The organism is Streptomyces sp. NPDC087263, from assembly GCF_044744645.1.
Lineage (GTDB): Bacteria > Actinomycetota > Actinomycetes > Streptomycetales > Streptomycetaceae > Streptomyces.
The window spans coordinates 129,634-144,687 of the sequence record NZ_JBIUYT010000009.1 but is presented as its reverse complement, the minus strand read 5'-3'; the positions used below and the strand labels follow the sequence as shown (position 1 = coordinate 144,687).

The following is a 15,054-nucleotide window of genomic DNA, read 5'->3' as shown; positions in this document are numbered from 1 at the left end:
CCGAACTGACGGTCCGTCAGCTCTCTGGTCGGTGCCCGCTCGATTGCGCGGACTACGTGTGGACCCTGTGAGAGTCCGGAGGGCTTGGCACGGCGGCCTGTGATCGCTGTCTCCCCCTGCTGACGCATCCGCCGTGAACAAGGCAAACTGGCGTCCTGGTACCAACGGTCGGGCAGGGGGACAGCGATGGACGGTGTGCCGCGAGTACCGAAGCAGCGGGGTCGCGAGGAATCGGCGGCGTTGCGCTTCAGTGTGCTCGGCCCGGTGCGCGCCTGGCGCGGGAAGGAGCTCCTGTCCGCGGGGTCTCCGCAGCAACGCGCCCTGCTGGCGGTCCTGCTGCTCCGCGAAGGCCGTACGGCCACCGCCGCCGAGCTGATCGACGCCCTGTGGGGTGACGATCCCCCGCTCCAGGCACTGGCCACCGTCCGTACGTACGCGTCACGGCTCAGGAAGACGCTGGGCCCCGAGATCCTGGTCAGCGAGTCCGGCGGTTACGCGATCCGGCTGTCCGGCGGCGACGGAACGCTCGACCTCGACCTCGCCCAGGAACTCGCCGCCGACGCCGAGAAGGCGCGCGGCACCGGCGACCTCTGCCACGCCCGCGACGTACTGAGGCGCGCGCTGGGCCTGTGGGAGGGCGAGCCCCTGGCGAACATGCCGGGCCCCTCCGCGGATACGCAGCGTGCGCGACTGGAGGAGTTCCGGCTTCAACTCCTCGAATCCTGCCTGGACATGGACCTGGAGCAGGGCTGCCACGCGGAGGCCGTGTCGGAGCTGACCGCACTCACGGCGGCGCATCCGCTCCGCGAGCGGCTGCGCGAACTGCTGATGCTCGCGCTGTACCGCTCCGGCCGCCAGGCCGAGGCCCTCGCCGTCTACGCGGACACCCGGCGCCTGCTGGCCGACGAACTGGGCGTGGACCCGCGAGCGGGCCTGAAGGAGCTCCAGCAGCGCATCCTCCAGGCGGACCCGGCCCTGGCCGAACCGTCCGCCCCGGCCGCGGAGCCCGCGACGGCACCGGTGCGCCCTGCCCAACTCCCGGCCACCGTCACGGACTTCACCGGCCGCGTCTCCTTCGTCCAGGAACTGAGCGACGTCCTTGCCGCCGCCTCCTCCGAGGAGGGCCGCGTCATGGCCGTCTCCGCCCTGGCGGGAATTGGCGGTGTGGGAAAGACGACGCTGGCCGTGCACGTGGCCCATCAGTCGCGGGGCGCCTTCCCGGACGGGCAGTTGTACGTGGACCTACAGGGGGCGGGGGCGCGGGCGGCCGAGCCGGAGACGGTACTCGGCGCGTTCCTCCGCGCCCTGGGTACGGCCGACTCCGCCATCCCGGACTCCCTGGAGGAGCGCTCGGCGCTCTACCGGTCGGTGCTCGACGGCCGCCGCGTGCTGGTCCTGCTGGACAACGCCCGCGATGCCGCACAGGTGCGTCCGCTGCTCCCCGGTATGGAGGGATGCGCGGCCCTGGTCACCTCGCGCGTGCGCATGGTGGACCTGGCCGGGGCGCACCTGGTCGACCTGGACGTGATGTCGCCCGAGGAGGCCCTCCAGCTCTTCACGAAGATCGTGGGGCGGGAGCGGGTCGAGTCGGAGCGCGAGGCGGCACTCGACGTGGTGGCGGCGTGCGGCTTCCTCCCGCTCGCGATCCGCATCGCGGCATCACGGCTCGCCGCACGCCGCACGTGGACGGTGTCCGTATTGGCGGCAAAGCTCGGCGACCAACGCCGCCGCCTTGACGAGCTCCAGGCCGGCGACCTCGCCGTCAAGGCGACCTTCGAGCTGGGCTACGGCCAGTTGGAGCCGGCCCAGGCCCGCGCGTTCCGCCTGCTGGGACTGGCGGACGGCCCCGACATGTCACTCGCGGCGGCAGCCGCGGTCCTCGACCTGGCGACAGAGGACACCGAGGACCTGCTGGAGTCCCTGGTCGACACATCGCTGCTGGAGTCGGCGGCGCCTGGGCGGTATCGCTACCACGACCTGGTGCGGCTCTACGCACGGGCGTGCGCGGAGCGGGACGAGCAGCCGCCCGGTGAGCGGGATGCGGCCATGTCCCGGCTGCTGGACTTCTACCTGGCCACGGCGGCGCGGGTCTACGCGATCGAGCGCCCCGGCGACCGGACCGTGGACCACCTTGAGATGACCCGCCAGAAGGGGCAGGAGTTCAGCGACGACGGAAACGCGCTGGACTGGCTGCACTCGGAGGCGGCCTGCATCCTGGCGTGTGCCCAGCAGTCACTCGGGCCGGGAACACTGCGGCGCGGGGTCGATCTCCTGTTGGTCTCGAAGGACTTGGCGGAGTCGGGCGCCAGCTCCCTGATCTACGAAGCGGCGACCAGAGCCGCGCGGGACGCCGCGGACAGCCTGGGCGACGCTCACGCGGCGGGCCGTGCGCGCGTCACACTCACGCAAGTACTCAGCACCGCAGGCCGTTTCGATGAGGCCGCCGAGGAGGCCGATCGCGCCACCACACTCGGCCGGACGGCCAACGACCCGTGGACCAGCGGGAACGCGCCCAACGAGCTCGGCATCATCGCCATCTGCAAGAACGAGCACGCAGCCGGCGAAGCGCACCTCCTCAGGGCGATCGACGCCTTTCGCGCCGACGACAACCGTCCCGGCGAGGCAAGCGCCCTGTGCAACCTCTCACGGGTACTCGTCTCCATGGACCGCACCTCGGCGGGGATAGAGCTCGTCCAACAAGGCATCGCCATCTACGACGAGTTGGGACTCACCCTCCGACTTGCCAACGCGAGGTACGCGCTGGGCATCGCCTTCGGTCACGCAGGACGTGGGCCCGAGGCCTTGGAGCAGCTGACGGAGGCGCTCAAGATATTCGTCGAGAACCGGCAACGCCTGTGGGAAGGGACCACGCACTTCCGTATCGCTCAGGTACACCTCTCTTCCCGCAGGGCCGCCCAAGCGGCGCAGCACGCCGAGCAGGCGCTCAGCACCGGCTGCATCGGTGGCGACTGGATGCGAGCGAATGTGCTGACTCTCCTCGGCAGGTCTCTCGAAGGCCTGGGGCAGGCGGGTCGCGCACGCGTCTGCTGGAACGAGGCGCTCACCATCCACGAGCAGGCCGGGGCGCCCGAAGCTGCTGAGCTCCGCGTCCTGCTCACGCCCGTCGCGGCGGCCTGACCTCGCGCGGAGTGGCGCGTTCATCGAACGTTTATGGGCTGCTGCCAATCTCAGTTCATCGACCCGTCGCGTCGGGGGGCAGACGGATCGGCGTGGGCCTCACACATAGGGTGAACGGCCCTGGAACGCCCGTTCGGCAACCCTCGGGGGAGTTGCCGAACGGGCGTTCTTCACCGCAGACCTTCAATTCCATGGGGAGTTCTCAGCCATGAGCGATGACAAGAAGAACGAGGACATCACCACCCTGGACAGCCACGCGCCGGTCCCGCCCGGCACGGATACCACCGAAACCACGGACGACAGCCACGCGCCCGTGCCCGGCGAGGACGCCATCATCACGTTGGACAGCCACGCCCCGGCACCGCCCAAGCCCACCATCACGACGTTGGACAGCCACGCCCCGGCGCCGCCCGTCCTGGGCCTGGACAACAAGTAAAGACCTCCATCTCGACGGGGATCGGCCGCGGTGGCGCGGAGGGGGAGCCACCGCGGCCGAGGCATGTCCGGCGCCCGGTTCCCGCCCGGCCACGACGCAAACCGTTCGAGCCTCTCGAACAATCGCCCCCCGCCCGGCCCTTCAACACCGCCGCAACACTCCCCGCCGTACAGTCATCCGCCCTCAGCTCGGCCAACGACGCGGTAACCCGCTCCTGGTCCAGCTTGGCGGGGACGCCCGCCGCGATGGGCGACCCTCGACGAATCGCTGATCCGCCGCCCAGCCCTCCCGGAGGAGCGGATGGCGGAGCTGCTGGAGCACATCGCGGAACTGGTCAGGACCACGCGCTCCATTTTGCAGATCGTTCCGGAAACCGCCGCCGCCCATCCGTTCATGATGGGCATGACCAAGTTCATGACCTTCACGGACGCTCCTCCGGTGGTGTACGCCGAGAGTCTGCACAGCGGCCAGCTCATCGACTATCCGGCGCTCGTGAAGCAGTACCGGGAATCGTACGATCTGCTCAGGGCCGTCGCACTGTCGCCTGAGGCGTCCCTCACCATGATCGAGGCAGCGTCAGAGGACTATCGAAATGGCAAGCCACGAGACTGACTTGAGTGCCGCGAAGTGGCGTAAGCGCAGCTACAGCAACGGCACCGGCGGCGACTGCGTCGAGGTAGCCCCCGGTCTCCCCGGAGTAGTCCCCGTCCGCGACTCCAAGTCCCAGGACGGCCCCGTACTCCTGATCGGGACCGCCGCCTGATCCGCCTTCGTCACGGAGGTGAAGGGCTGACCGCCATCCCCAGCCCGGTCGACCCGTACGTCGACGTCAGAGGTCGTCCGGCAGGAGCCGGAACGCCCCCTGCCCCGTGAGCGGCCGCATCATGCGGAAGTGCCGGTCGGTGGTGAACACGTCGGTGGTCTGGAAGGCGGCGGCCAGGACCACGTTCATGGCGTCCGCGAGCCCTACCCCCTTGCCGCCCCCGGCGTCTTCGTAGCCGCGCATCACGGCCATCGCACCGCGCAGGTGCGGCGTCGACTCCGGGATCTCGAAGCGCCGGGCCTCCACCTGGCCTGCGATGAAGTCCAGGGCGTTCATCGACGCCCTGACGCCCACGCGCTCCGCGAGGAGGTAGTCGAGCTGGGTGAGGACCATCGGCGAGACGACCAGGTGCCCGACGCGGGCGAGGGCTGCCCGGTGTGCGGCATGGCGTGGGTCCTTCGGCGTGAACAGTCGATAGAGCGCGTGGGTGTCGGCGACAGCCACAGGAATCGCAGGTCCGGACACGTCAGTCATCGAGCCCGCCCATCCCCCGCAGTGTCCCGTCGATCTCGTCATCGCTGAGCGCAGGTCCCCCCAGATCAGGCAGATCGACCGACCCCATGGGGTCGGTCCGACCCCTCACCGCCCCCGCAGCTCCCCCTTCACCACCTTCCCGCTCGCGTTCCGAGGCAGCTCCCCCACGAACTCCACCCCCCGCGGCACCTTGTAGTTCGCCATCTCGCGTCGCGCCCAGGCGATCAGGTCGTCCCCCGTCACCACGGCCCCCGGCCGCCGTACGACATACGCCTTGCCGACTTCTCCAAGGCGCCCGTCCGGGACCCCGATCACCGCGACGTCGGCGACGTCCGGGTGGAGGCCGAGGAGCTGTTCGATCTCGGCGGGGTAGGCGTTGAAGCCGCCCACGATGAACATGTCCTTGAGGCGGTCGGTGATGCGGAGGTTGCCGGAGACATCGAGGACCCCGACATCGCCCGTCCGCAGCCAGCCGTCCGCTCCCAGAACGGCGGCCGTCGCCTCCGCGTCCTCGAAGTAGCCCTGCATGACGTTGAAGCCGCGGACGAGGACCTCGCCGGGGGCGCCCGGCGCGAGGGGCTCCCCCTTCGGACCCACCACCCGTACCTCCGTGTCCGGGATGGCCCGGCCGGACGTCGAGGCGATCACGGTCGGGGCGTCTCCACGACGGCACATCGTGACGATTCCGCTCGCCTCCGAAAGCCCGTACGCCGTCAGGACCGTGTCGATCTTCAGCTCGGTCCGCAGCCGTTCCACGAGTCGCAGAGGAACCACCGCCGCGCCTGTCACGACCAGACGCAGCGCCGAGAGGTCGTGGGCGTCCCGGGACGGGTGGTCCAGCAGCGACTGGTGCAGAGTCGGCGGGCCCGGGAGGACCGATATCCGTTCCGAGGCCACGTTCGCGAGGACCGTGTCCACGTTGAACACCGGTTGCGGGATCATCGTCGCGCCGCGCATCAGGCAGGCCACGATGCCTGCCTTGTAGCCGAAGGTGTGGAAGAAGGGGTTCACGATCAGGTAGCGGTCACCTTCACGCAGGCCCGCGAGTTCGCTCCAGATCGCATAGCCGCGCAGCGTCTGCGCGTGGGTGATCACCGCGCCCTTGGGGCGGCCCGTCGTGCCGGAGGTGAAGACCATGTCGGAGGGCGAGGATCCGGAGAGGCCGGCCTCCCGTTCGCGTACGTCCGCCGCGCCCACGCCCTCCCCGGAGGCCAGGAAGTCCTTCCAGGTACGGAAGTCGGCGGGGGCGTCGTCCGAGAGCACGACCACCTGTTCCAGGTGCGGGAGGCCGGGGAGCGGGCCCGCGCCATCGCCCTCCCCCGCTGCCCGCCGCAGCGACGCCACGTACGACGTACCCAGGAACGTGCCCGTCACGAAGAGCAGGCGGGCCCGGCTGCGGGCCAGTACGTACGCCGCCTCCGTTCCCTTGAAGCGCGTGTTCAGCGGGACCAGGACGGCCCCTGCCGACACCGCGCCGAGCGCGGCGACGATCCAGTCGAGGGTGTTCGGGGCCCAGATGGCGACCCGGTCGCCCGGCCGGACCCCGCTCGCGAGACAGGCCGCCGCCGCGCGTTCGACGCGGGCGCCCAGCTCCTCGTACGAGATGCGCGTACGGCCGTCGGCCACCGCCTCCCGGTCCGCGAAGCGTGCCGCCGCCGACCGGACCAGTCCGGGGATGCTGCCCCACTCCAGGTCTCCGCGCATCTCACGCCTCCCTGCACCCGAAACGCACTAGCTGACTGACCGTCAGATTAGCTGTAGCCTGACGCCCTGTCAGCAGTCGGGACTCCGTGCGGAGGTGCGCGCACATGGCAAGGACCGCGAAAAGGGCCACTCCCCGGACCATGCCGGGTATCAAGGACGCCACCGCCATCGTCGGGATCGGTCAGACCCCATTCGCCCGCCAACTACCCGAGTCCGAGAAGGCCTTGGCCTGTCGTGCGGTCCTCGCCGCCCTCGACGACGCCGGGATCGAGCCCTCCGAGGTCGACGGGCTCGCCTCCTACACCATGGAGGAGACCGACGAGGTGGAGGTGGCGAAGGCTGTCGGCTTCGGTGACCTCACCTTCTTCAGCAAGGTGGGGTACGGGGGCGGGGGTTCGTGCGCCACCGTCGCGCATCTCGCCGCCGCCATCGCCACCGGGCAGGCGACCGTGGGCGTGGCCTGGCGGTCACGGAAGCGGGGCAGCGGGCCCCGGCCCTGGAAGAACACCACGGCCCAACTCCCCACCCCCGCCCAGTGGACACGCCCCTTCGGGCTGCTCAGACCCGCAGACGAGATCGGCATGCTGGCACGCCGCTACATGCACGAGTACGGCGCGACCCGCGACCACCTCTTCAACGTCGCCCTCGCCTGCCGCAACCGCGCCAACCAGAACCCGGCCGCGATCATGTACGACCGCCCGCTCACCCGCGAGATGTACATGACCTCCCGCTGGATCAGCGAGCCCCTCTGCCTCTTCGACAACTGCCTTGAGACGGATGGTGCGTTGGCGTGCGTGGTCGTATCGGCCCAGCGGGCGCGCGACTGCCGACGGCGGCCCGTGTACGTCCACTCCGCCGCCCAGGGCCTGCCCGCCCAGCACCACGGCATGGTCAACTACTGGAACGACGACCCGCTCACCGGCCCCGCCTGGGCCGCCGCCCGACACCTCTGGAAACACGCCGACTTCACGCCGGACGACGTGGATGTCGCGCAGATCTACGACGCGTTCACGCCCCTCATCCCGCTCTCCCTGGAGGGGTACGGCTTCTGCGCGAAGGGCGAGGGCGCCGGGTTCACGGAGGGCGGTGCGCTGGAGATCGGCGGACGGCTGCCGCTGAACACCGGGGGTGGCGGTCTCTCCGAGGCGTATGTGCACGGCTTCAACCTCATCAACGAAGGGGTGAAGCAGTTGCGGGGCACGAGTACCGCCCAGGTGCCGGGCGCCGCCACCTGTCTGGTCACGGCCGGCGAAGGCGTCCCGACCTCCGCCCTCCTCCTGAGGAGTTGACCATGAGCGACGACGACCACGCCGCCCTGCTCTCCCCCGTCCCCGACGACGACGGCGCCCCCTTCTGGCAGTACGCCGCCCGCGGCGAACTCCGGATCCAGGCCTGCGCCGACTGCGGCGAACTCCGCTTCCCGCCCCGCCCCTGCTGCCCCCACTGCCACTCCTTCGCGAGCGAGTGGCGGAGGATGAGCGGCCGGGGGCGCGTCTGGTCGTACGTCGTCCCGCATCCACCGCTCCTTCCCGCGTACGCCGCGCAGGCCCCGTACAACGCGATCGTCGTCGAGCTCGCGGAGGCTCCGCGGATCCGGCTCGTGGGGAATCTGGTGAGCGGGCCGGGTGCGCCGCTCAACTCCGTTGCGGTGGAGCGGATTCGGATCGGCGCCCGGGTGCAGGTGGTCTTCACCGAGGCCGGTTCCGATGCCGACTCCGATGCCGATGCCGCTTCCGATGCCGCCGGGATGTCCGTGCCCCGCTGGATTCTGGAGCGGTCATGAGCGGCAGCAGCGGTTTGCGCGTCACCACCGACAAGGACACCGGGGTCGCCGTCCTCACCCTCGACCGGCCGGAGAAACTCAACGCCATCGATGTCGAGACGGCCGCGGAACTGGCCTCGGCATGGCGGGAGTTCCGGTACGACGACTCCGTACGGGCCCTCGTCGTCACCGGGGCGGGCGAGCGGGCCTTCTGTACGGGGATCGACCGGGGCATCGACGTTCCGCAGCCCAACTCCCCCTACATGGTGGACGATCCGCTCCTCTCCATCGGGCCGAAGGCGAACGACCTGTGGAAGCCGGTCATCGCGGCCGTCAACGGCATGGCCTGCGGGGGTGCCTTCTACCTGCTGGGGGAATCGGAGTTCGTCGTCGCGGACGAGGCGGCGACCTTTTTCGATCCGCACACCACGTACGGGATGGTCAGCGCCTACGAGTCCATCTACATGGCGCAGCGGATGCCGTTCGGGGAGGTGGCGCGGATGGCGTTGATGGGGAACGCCGAGCGGATTTCGGCACGGCGGGCGTATGAGGTGGGTCTGGTGTCCGAACTCGCCGCGCCCGGAGGCGCGTTGGACGCGGCCGTGGCCTGCGCCACCGTCATCGCGTCCTATCCGGCCGAGGCCGTGCAGGGGACCGTGCGTGCCCTTTGGTCCGCCCAGGAGCCGGCCCGCACCCAGGCCCTCGCCCACGCATCCCATCTCATCTCCCTCGGCAACCTGCCGAGCGATCGCCAGACGGCCCTGTTCACGGCCCGCGGCGCGGGTTTCAGGACCCGCTGAGGCGGGTGACGGGGTGGGGAGGATTCTTTCGCCCCCTCCGCCCCTACCCGTCCCTTGTTCCTGGGGCTCCGCCCCAGACCCCGCCAGGGGGCGCTGCCCCCTGGACCCCCGCTCCTCAAGCGCCGGAGGGGCTGAAACCCTTCAGCCCCGGCCGGGGAGAGATCTTTCAGCCCGTCCGGCGTTTGAGGACGAGCGCGTTCAGCGCGATGCGGGGGTCTGGGGGCGGCAGCCCCCAGGAACAAGGGACGGGGAGGGGCGGAGGGGGCGAAAAAACACCCCCCACCCCTCACACCGTCCGAGCCGTCCCCGTCCCCTTCTCCGCGTCCAGCGCGTACACGCACCGGTCCTTGCTACAGGCGTACACGACGCCGTCCTTGACCACCGGGGCTCCGGTGATCTCACCCCCGGTGGCGAGCTTCCAGCGCAGCCGACCGTCGTCTGCCTTCAGGGTGTACAGCAGATGGTCGGTGGAACCGAAGTGAATACGGCCCTCGGCGACGGCCGGGGCGCCGACCAGGTCGCCGCCCGCCTGGAAGCGCCACTTGGGGGTGCCGGTGACGGCGTCGAGGGTGTAGAGGCCCTTGCCGCTGCCGACGTGGACGTGACCGGCGGCGACGAGGACCGGTTCGATCGAGGAACGCGACTCCGTCGCGATGCGCCAGCGGTCGCGACCGTCGGCGGCATCGAGGGCGTACACGGTGCCGAGGTAGTCGGCGAGGTAGACACCGCCGCCGGTGACGGCGGGACCCGGCACGAAGACCGGCGGGCAGAGGAAGACCGCCGGGGCCTCGAAGTGCCAGCGGACGTGGCCCTTCGCCGCGTCGACGGCAAGAACGCGGGTACCGGCGGACACGTACACGTACCCGTCGGGCGCCGCCGTGATCCGCACCGGCACCCCGCCGCAGGAGGCCGCGTCACCGATCGGGTAGGACCAGCGCTCCTCGCCGGTACGGGCCTCCAGGGCACGGAGCCGGGCGTCCTGCCAGACGTACACGGTGCCGTCGTGGACGGCCGGCCCGGCCTCCGGGGACTCGAAGTCGGTCTGCGCGCCGGAGATCTGCCACAGCTTGTGGCCGTTGGCCGCCTCCCAGGCCTGTACGCCGCCGCCGCGCGTGCCGGTGACGACGGTGCCCCGGTCGGCCTTGAGCGAGTACACCCAGGCGTCCGTCGACAGACGCCACAGGTCGCCGCCCTCCCGGGCGTCCAGCGCGAAGAGCGTGGGGCCGTCGGAGGCGTGGATACGGCCGTCCGCCACCGACATGGACCAGGCCACGTCGCGCGTCTTGAAGCGGCGCCGGCCGGTCGCGACGTCCAGGGCGTGCACCTCGAAGGAGGTGACGTACACGAGGTCGTCGGCGACCGCGGGCGTACCCCATACGTCGTTGGACATACGGAAGCGCCACGGCCGCCAGCCGGCCGGGGAGTCCGGCGCGGGGGGCGCGGCGACGGGTGCGGGGTCGGCACCGTTCACGCCGGCGCGCGGCCGGGACCAGGATGCGGCGAGGCCCGCCTCCGGAGGGGGTGCCTTGACGGCGGCGGCGCGGGCGTCGGCGACGCGCGGACCTGGGCCGATGGGCACCTGGCCGCCTGCGAGGCGTACCGGGCCGGTGTCGGGCGCCCCGACGGGCAGGGGGGCGTGCGCGGGCGGGGGCGGCACCCGCCCGCCGCCGCTGCGGCCCGCCGACGGCGCGGGCTTCGCGGGCGGGCGACCCCCTCGGCGCGCTTCGATCAGGCTCACCGCACGCTCGGGCAGCCACGCCGACGCCGTACCGCTGTCGTCGGATCCGGAGCCGTAGAGGTGCGGTGCCAGCTGGGCCTGGAGGTCGGCGGGGTTGGGGCGGCCGGCCGCCTCCATCTTCATACAGGACTCGATGAGGGGGCGCAGTTCCTCGGGCAGGCCTTCGAGGTCCGGGCCCTCCCTGAGCAGCATGAAGACGGTCTCGACGGGGTTCGCGCCATGGAAGGGGGCGTGGCCGGTGGCGGCGAAGACGAGCATCGAGCCGAGCGAGAAGACGTCACTCGCGCCGGTCACACTGCGCGAGTCCTTCGCCTGCTCGGGCGACATGTAGGCGGGCGTGCCGACGGCGACGTTCGTCATGGTCAGACGGGTGTTCGAAACGCCGGAGGCGATACCGAAGTCGATCACTCGCGGGCCGTCCTCGACGACGAGGACGTTCGAGGGCTTCAGGTCGCGGTGGACGAGGCCCGCACCGTGGATGGACTGAAGCGCCTCCGCGACACCGGCCGCCAGCCAGCGCACCGCCTGGGCCGGCATCGGCCCGCACTCATTCACTATTTCTTCCAGCGAGGGAGCGGGTACGTACGCGGTCGCCAGCCACGGCACGGCCGCGCGCGCGTCGGCGTCGACCACGGCCGCCGTGTAGAAGCCGGAAACAGCCCGGGCCGCCTCGACCTCGCGCGAGAAACGGACCCGGAACAACTGGTCCTCGGCGAGCTCCGTCCTGACCGTCTTGATCGCCACGCGCCGGCCGGAAGCCGAGCGCGCGAGATAGACCAGCCCCATGCCGCCGGCACCCAGCCGCCCCAGCACCTCGAACGGCCCGATCCGACGCGGATCGTGCTGCGTCAGCTGATCCACCACTTACCTGCCACCTCCCCGTACGGGCCACGCCATCCACGTATGAACGCGGCCCCGTGCAGCGTCTCACCACCGCACCGCCATGGCGGCACGCACCCCGATTCTTCCTGTCCGAGCCGATGGTTGCGAACCCGGGGGCGGAACGGGGTGTCCTGGGGCAAAATGGCCGCACTTTCGAGCGCGGCCGGGACACCACCCCCGTATACGGGCCGGACAAGGTTTTTTACGGCCCATACGCCATGTCTATTACAACTCTGCCGCGGCACCTACCGCTGAGACCACTGCGGTCCTGCGGCCAAGACCGGCCAGGACCGTTCCTACGTGGTGATCATTCGTTGGACTGGTCATGGGGCGGGGTACGTGGAGTTGGATTGTCCCGGACGGGCTGTGGGAGATCGCGAAGCCGCTGATCCCTCCGTCGACGGTGCGGCCGCAGGGCGGCGGAACGCAGGACACGCCTGATGAGACGCCGTTCGCGGCCGTCGTGTACGTCCTGGTCAGCGGCTGCGCCTGGCGGGCCTTGCCGCCGTGCTTCGGCATATCCAAGTCGACCGCGCACCGCCGGTTTCTCATCTGGTCAAGAGCGGGAGTATGGGGCCGCCTGCACGAAGCCGTGCTGCACCGGCTCGACGGCGCCGGCCCTTATCGACGTCACCCGCGTCGTCCTCGACACCGCCCACGTCAGGGCTGAAAAAGGGGCGAACTCACAGGCCCGAGCCCCGTGGACCGGGGCAGGCCGGGTTCCAAGATGCACATCCTGTCGGACGCGAACGGACTGCCTCTCCTCGTCGGCATCTCAGCTGGTAACACCCACGACAGCGAAGGGCTGAAGCCCATGATCGAGGGTCACCAAACGAGACCCGACCCCTACCGAGGGCGCTACTTCAAGCCCCAGCGCCTGCACGCGGACAAGGCATACGACCACGCCAGCCTGCGGAGATGGCTACGCGGCAAGCGCATCGGAGTCCGGATCGCGCGCAAAGGCATCGAGTCCAGCGACCGGTTGGGCCGCCGCAGATGGGTGATTGAACGGACGATGTCGTGGCTGTCCGGCTACCGCAGACTCAGTCCGCGTTATAAGCGCCGTCCCCGCAACTACCTGGCTTCCCTCGGTCTCGCCGCTGCCCTCCGCTGCTACGAACGGTTCGTCCGTCTCACCACGTAGGACACGGTCTAAGAGGCTCCCGTGAGCACGGCCGTGAGTTCGGTCAGTCCGCCGGTTGGCTGGATCGCGATGACTTCGTAGGTGGCGGCGTTGGCGCGGACAAACGGGTCGTCGGCCACGACAGCGTCGATCCGTGCCCGGTCCACGCCGTGGGCAACGATGAGGCCGCCCGTGCGTGGCACCCGGCGGCCCCACAGTACGAAGACGCCGTCGTCGCGGTACCGGTCCAGATATGCGCGGTGCTCGGGCAGCAGCGCGTCCATCGTGTCCAGGGATGCGTGATAGGTGGACAACAACAGGAACATCATCTCGATGACGCTAGAGCTTCGACCAGCAAAGGGGCAACGGCTGGTCATGACGCGGTAGTGCGGTCCGTCGACGGAAAGCGCGCGGCCCACTGCTCCAGCTCGACGCCCGCGACGTTGATGACGTAGGAGATGGTGCGATACCAGCCCGCTGTGATCACGAGTTCAAGGATCTGGGCGGGTGTGAACTGTGCGGCCAATGCGGTGAACAGTTCGTCGGATATCCCGCTGGTGGCGTGCAAGGCGTCGGCCAGGCGGAAGACGAGCGCTTCGTGCTGTGACCACACGGGATCATCGGCGCTGCCTTGGACGGTGGAGAAGAGTTGCGCGTCGGTCATGCCCAGGGGCGTGCCGAAAGTGACGGCGTGGACCCCCCATTCGTACTCGGCCCCGCAGAGCGCGCAGGTGCGGTGAATCACCAACTCGCGCAGCCGGGGCTCGACCCGGCCGTGGCCGAGGATGCCGGCGCCCAGCGGCAGCATCCGGGAGAACAGTTCGTCGTGCACGGCGAACGTGCGGAACAGCGCCAGCGGCTCGAGAGCCGTGTTCGGCGGCATCCACTTGTCGAGCATGGCCTTGATGTGCGGCTCGTAGGGAGGTTCGAGGGGCGGGATGCGGTTAGTGGTCGAGGTGGCGGTCATGGGCTACCCTTCTGCTTCGATATCCGAAGCCTAGACCTCTCGCTTCGGAAATAGAAGCGCAGGGAGGGATCGATGTCCGACATCCCCCGTCCAGGACGGCCGGTCCGCGGCTCCACAACGGGCAAGCCGATCATGGCTCTCTTCGATCTGCTCGGACGCCGCTGGGTGCTGCGCATCATCTGGGAGCTGCGTGACGGCCCGCTGAGCTTCCGCGACCTACAGGCGCACTGCGACGGCATGTCCTCCTCCGTCCTCAACCAGCGCCTCGCCGAGTTGCGCGCCGCCTGGGTCGTTGAACAGGACGGCAACGGATACAGGCTTACCGCCGAAGGAGTGGAACTACTCAGCGCCTATCCCGCTTTCCAAGCCTGGGCCGATCGCTGGGCCAAGCGGGAAGGAACGACCACGTGACAGAACACATCAGATCGCCAGCCTCGGGCTTTCGCGCGCCAAGCAGGCTCGGAGGTCTGGCTCTGTCGGTAGGTGCGGCTCTGGTCCACTTCGTGTGGTCGCGCACGCAGGATGACTATTGATCTTCGCGTGATGTCGGTTGAGTTCGCCCGAAAATCGCCCGGCTGGGCGGTGGTGTGGTCGACAGTCCATCGCCGTGAACGAAGTGCTGCCGCAGCTGGATGAGCTGCCGTTCTCCTCGGTCGAGGGTGTGTCGGGTGGAGTCGGTCGAGGTGAAGTCCGTCGGCGGATGAGGCTGTCTTGACCTGTCGATCGATTGACGCGCGATGATGGTGATGGACCAGAGGACGACTGCAGAGTCCGGACTGAGGAGCTGCGCGTTGACGGGGGAACTGCTCAGGCAAGTAGGTCGTGAAATCAAAGCGGCGGCAGCAGTAGTCATCCTCGTGGCCGCCGGCGTCGTCTCCGCCGTCGCCTCGCTTGCCGGACTCACGACCTCGGTGTCCGTCGCTGCGACAGTGGCCGCCGTCCTCAGCGGCTACCAAGTCATCTGGGGTCAGCTGATCCCTCCGCTGCGAGCAAAATCGGCCCAGAACAGCGTGCAGCCGCTGACCAGGACGTACACGACGGCCGCGAACAGCGTCTCATCAGGCGTGTCCTGCGTTCCGCCGCCCTGTGGCCGCACCCTCGGCGGCGGGATCAGCGGCTTCGCGATCTCCCACAGCCCGTCCGGAACAATCCAACTCCACGTACCCCGCCCCATGGCCAGTCCAACGAATGATCACCACGTAGGAAC

At 69.8% G+C, this 15,054-nt stretch carries 12 protein-coding genes and 3 pseudogenes; 9 read left to right on the top strand and 6 right to left on the bottom strand.

What is annotated here, in order from left to right:
• Positions 1-186: 186 nt before the first annotated feature.
• The 4 genes and pseudogenes from ACIPC1_RS28115 (at position 187) to ACIPC1_RS28100 (ending at position 4,337) form a co-directional block, all read left to right on the top strand.
• Positions 187-3,138 (top strand): BTAD domain-containing putative transcriptional regulator, encoded by a 2,952-nt coding sequence (locus ACIPC1_RS28115; RefSeq protein ID WP_402521726.1) that lies wholly within the window; start codon positions 187-189, stop codon positions 3,136-3,138.
• A gap of 208 nt (positions 3,139-3,346) precedes the next feature.
• Positions 3,347-3,574 carry a sigma-like protein gene (locus ACIPC1_RS28110; RefSeq protein ID WP_384381853.1) on the top strand — a complete coding sequence of 76 codons (228 nt, stop codon included), beginning with the start codon at positions 3,347-3,349 and terminating at the stop codon, positions 3,572-3,574.
• A 243-nt stretch (positions 3,575-3,817) separates the two neighbouring features.
• Positions 3,818-4,186: pseudogene (locus ACIPC1_RS28105) on the top strand (DUF5753 domain-containing protein); the annotation flags it as partial.
• A 1-nt stretch (position 4,187) separates the two neighbouring features.
• Positions 4,188-4,337: a DUF397 domain-containing protein gene (locus ACIPC1_RS28100; RefSeq protein ID WP_402521723.1), complete on the top strand. Its 150-nt coding sequence runs from the start codon at positions 4,188-4,190 to the stop codon at positions 4,335-4,337.
• A gap of 66 nt (positions 4,338-4,403) precedes the next feature.
• Here ACIPC1_RS28100 and ACIPC1_RS28095 read toward each other — a convergent pair whose 3' ends face one another.
• Complete coding sequence (locus ACIPC1_RS28095; RefSeq protein WP_402521721.1) at positions 4,404-4,871, bottom strand: PIN domain-containing protein; 468 nt, start codon at positions 4,869-4,871, stop codon at positions 4,404-4,406.
• 105 nt (positions 4,872-4,976) lie between these two features.
• Positions 4,977-6,575, bottom strand: a complete 1,599-nt coding sequence (locus tag ACIPC1_RS28090) for a FadD3 family acyl-CoA ligase (RefSeq protein ID WP_402521719.1) — start codon at positions 6,573-6,575, stop codon at positions 4,977-4,979.
• 140 nt (positions 6,576-6,715) lie between these two features.
• Here ACIPC1_RS28090 and ACIPC1_RS28085 point away from each other — a divergent pair, with 140 nt between their 5' ends.
• The 3 genes from ACIPC1_RS28085 to ACIPC1_RS28075 are packed head-to-tail and all read left to right on the top strand — an operon-like array spanning position 6,716 to position 9,137.
• Complete coding sequence (locus ACIPC1_RS28085; RefSeq protein ID WP_402522363.1) at positions 6,716-7,864, top strand: lipid-transfer protein; 1,149 nt, start codon at positions 6,716-6,718, stop codon at positions 7,862-7,864.
• A gap of 26 nt (positions 7,865-7,890) precedes the next feature.
• The gene (locus tag ACIPC1_RS28080; RefSeq protein WP_402522360.1) at positions 7,891-8,358 is read left to right on the top strand and encodes a Zn-ribbon domain-containing OB-fold protein; all 468 of its coding nucleotides are present in this window, start codon (positions 7,891-7,893) and stop codon (positions 8,356-8,358) included.
• A complete protein-coding gene (locus tag ACIPC1_RS28075; protein ID WP_402521716.1) occupies positions 8,355-9,137 on the top strand; it encodes an enoyl-CoA hydratase/isomerase family protein in 783 nt (260 codons plus the stop codon). The genes ACIPC1_RS28080 and ACIPC1_RS28075 overlap by 4 nt, the downstream gene beginning before the upstream one ends.
• A 286-nt stretch (positions 9,138-9,423) precedes the next feature.
• Here the strand turns inward: ACIPC1_RS28075 and ACIPC1_RS28070 are convergent, their stop codons facing one another.
• The gene (locus ACIPC1_RS28070; RefSeq protein WP_402521714.1) at positions 9,424-11,739 is read right to left on the bottom strand and encodes a PQQ-binding-like beta-propeller repeat protein; all 2,316 of its coding nucleotides are present in this window, start codon (positions 11,737-11,739) and stop codon (positions 9,424-9,426) included.
• 343 nt (positions 11,740-12,082) lie between these two features.
• Between ACIPC1_RS28070 and ACIPC1_RS28065 the strand changes: the two are divergent.
• Positions 12,083-12,901, top strand: a pseudogene (locus ACIPC1_RS28065) (IS5 family transposase).
• A gap of 8 nt (positions 12,902-12,909) precedes the next feature.
• Here ACIPC1_RS28065 and ACIPC1_RS28060 read toward each other — a convergent pair.
• Positions 12,910-13,209, bottom strand: coding sequence for a YciI family protein (locus tag ACIPC1_RS28060; protein ID WP_402521711.1), 300 nt, complete (start codon positions 13,207-13,209; stop codon positions 12,910-12,912).
• A gap of 44 nt (positions 13,210-13,253) precedes the next feature.
• Positions 13,254-13,847 (bottom strand): carboxymuconolactone decarboxylase family protein, encoded by a 594-nt coding sequence (locus tag ACIPC1_RS28055; RefSeq protein WP_402521709.1) that lies wholly within the window; start codon positions 13,845-13,847, stop codon positions 13,254-13,256.
• A gap of 72 nt (positions 13,848-13,919) precedes the next feature.
• On the opposite strand from ACIPC1_RS28055, the gene ACIPC1_RS28050 reads away from it, so the two are divergent.
• Entirely contained in the window at positions 13,920-14,258 is a 339-nt protein-coding gene (locus ACIPC1_RS28050) for a winged helix-turn-helix transcriptional regulator (protein WP_402521707.1), read from the top strand.
• A gap of 559 nt (positions 14,259-14,817) precedes the next feature.
• Here the strand turns inward: ACIPC1_RS28050 and ACIPC1_RS28045 are convergent.
• A pseudogene (locus ACIPC1_RS28045) lies at positions 14,818-15,021 on the bottom strand (IS5/IS1182 family transposase); the annotation flags it as partial.
• Between the last annotated feature and the right edge of the window lie 33 nt (positions 15,022-15,054).

What these genes read in the sequence shown, in the direction of transcription:
- ACIPC1_RS28115 (WP_402521726.1), top strand. Translation starts at nt 187, where the DNA reads ATGGACGGTGTGCCGCGAGTACCGAAGCAGCGGGGTCGCGAGGAATCG.
- ACIPC1_RS28110 (WP_384381853.1), top strand. Translation starts at nt 3,347, where the DNA reads ATGAGCGATGACAAGAAGAACGAGGACATCACCACCCTGGACAGCCAC.
- ACIPC1_RS28095 (WP_402521721.1), bottom strand. Translation starts at nt 4,871, where the DNA reads ATGACTGACGTGTCCGGACCTGCGATTCCTGTGGCTGTCGCCGACACC.
- ACIPC1_RS28090 (WP_402521719.1), bottom strand. Translation starts at nt 6,575, where the DNA reads ATGCGCGGAGACCTGGAGTGGGGCAGCATCCCCGGACTGGTCCGGTCG.
- ACIPC1_RS28085 (WP_402522363.1), top strand. Translation starts at nt 6,716, where the DNA reads ATGCCGGGTATCAAGGACGCCACCGCCATCGTCGGGATCGGTCAGACC.
- ACIPC1_RS28075 (WP_402521716.1), top strand. Translation starts at nt 8,355, where the DNA reads ATGAGCGGCAGCAGCGGTTTGCGCGTCACCACCGACAAGGACACCGGG.
- ACIPC1_RS28060 (WP_402521711.1), bottom strand. Translation starts at nt 13,209, where the DNA reads ATGATGTTCCTGTTGTTGTCCACCTATCACGCATCCCTGGACACGATG.
- ACIPC1_RS28055 (WP_402521709.1), bottom strand. Translation starts at nt 13,847, where the DNA reads ATGACCGCCACCTCGACCACTAACCGCATCCCGCCCCTCGAACCTCCC.
- ACIPC1_RS28050 (WP_402521707.1), top strand. Translation starts at nt 13,920, where the DNA reads ATGTCCGACATCCCCCGTCCAGGACGGCCGGTCCGCGGCTCCACAACG.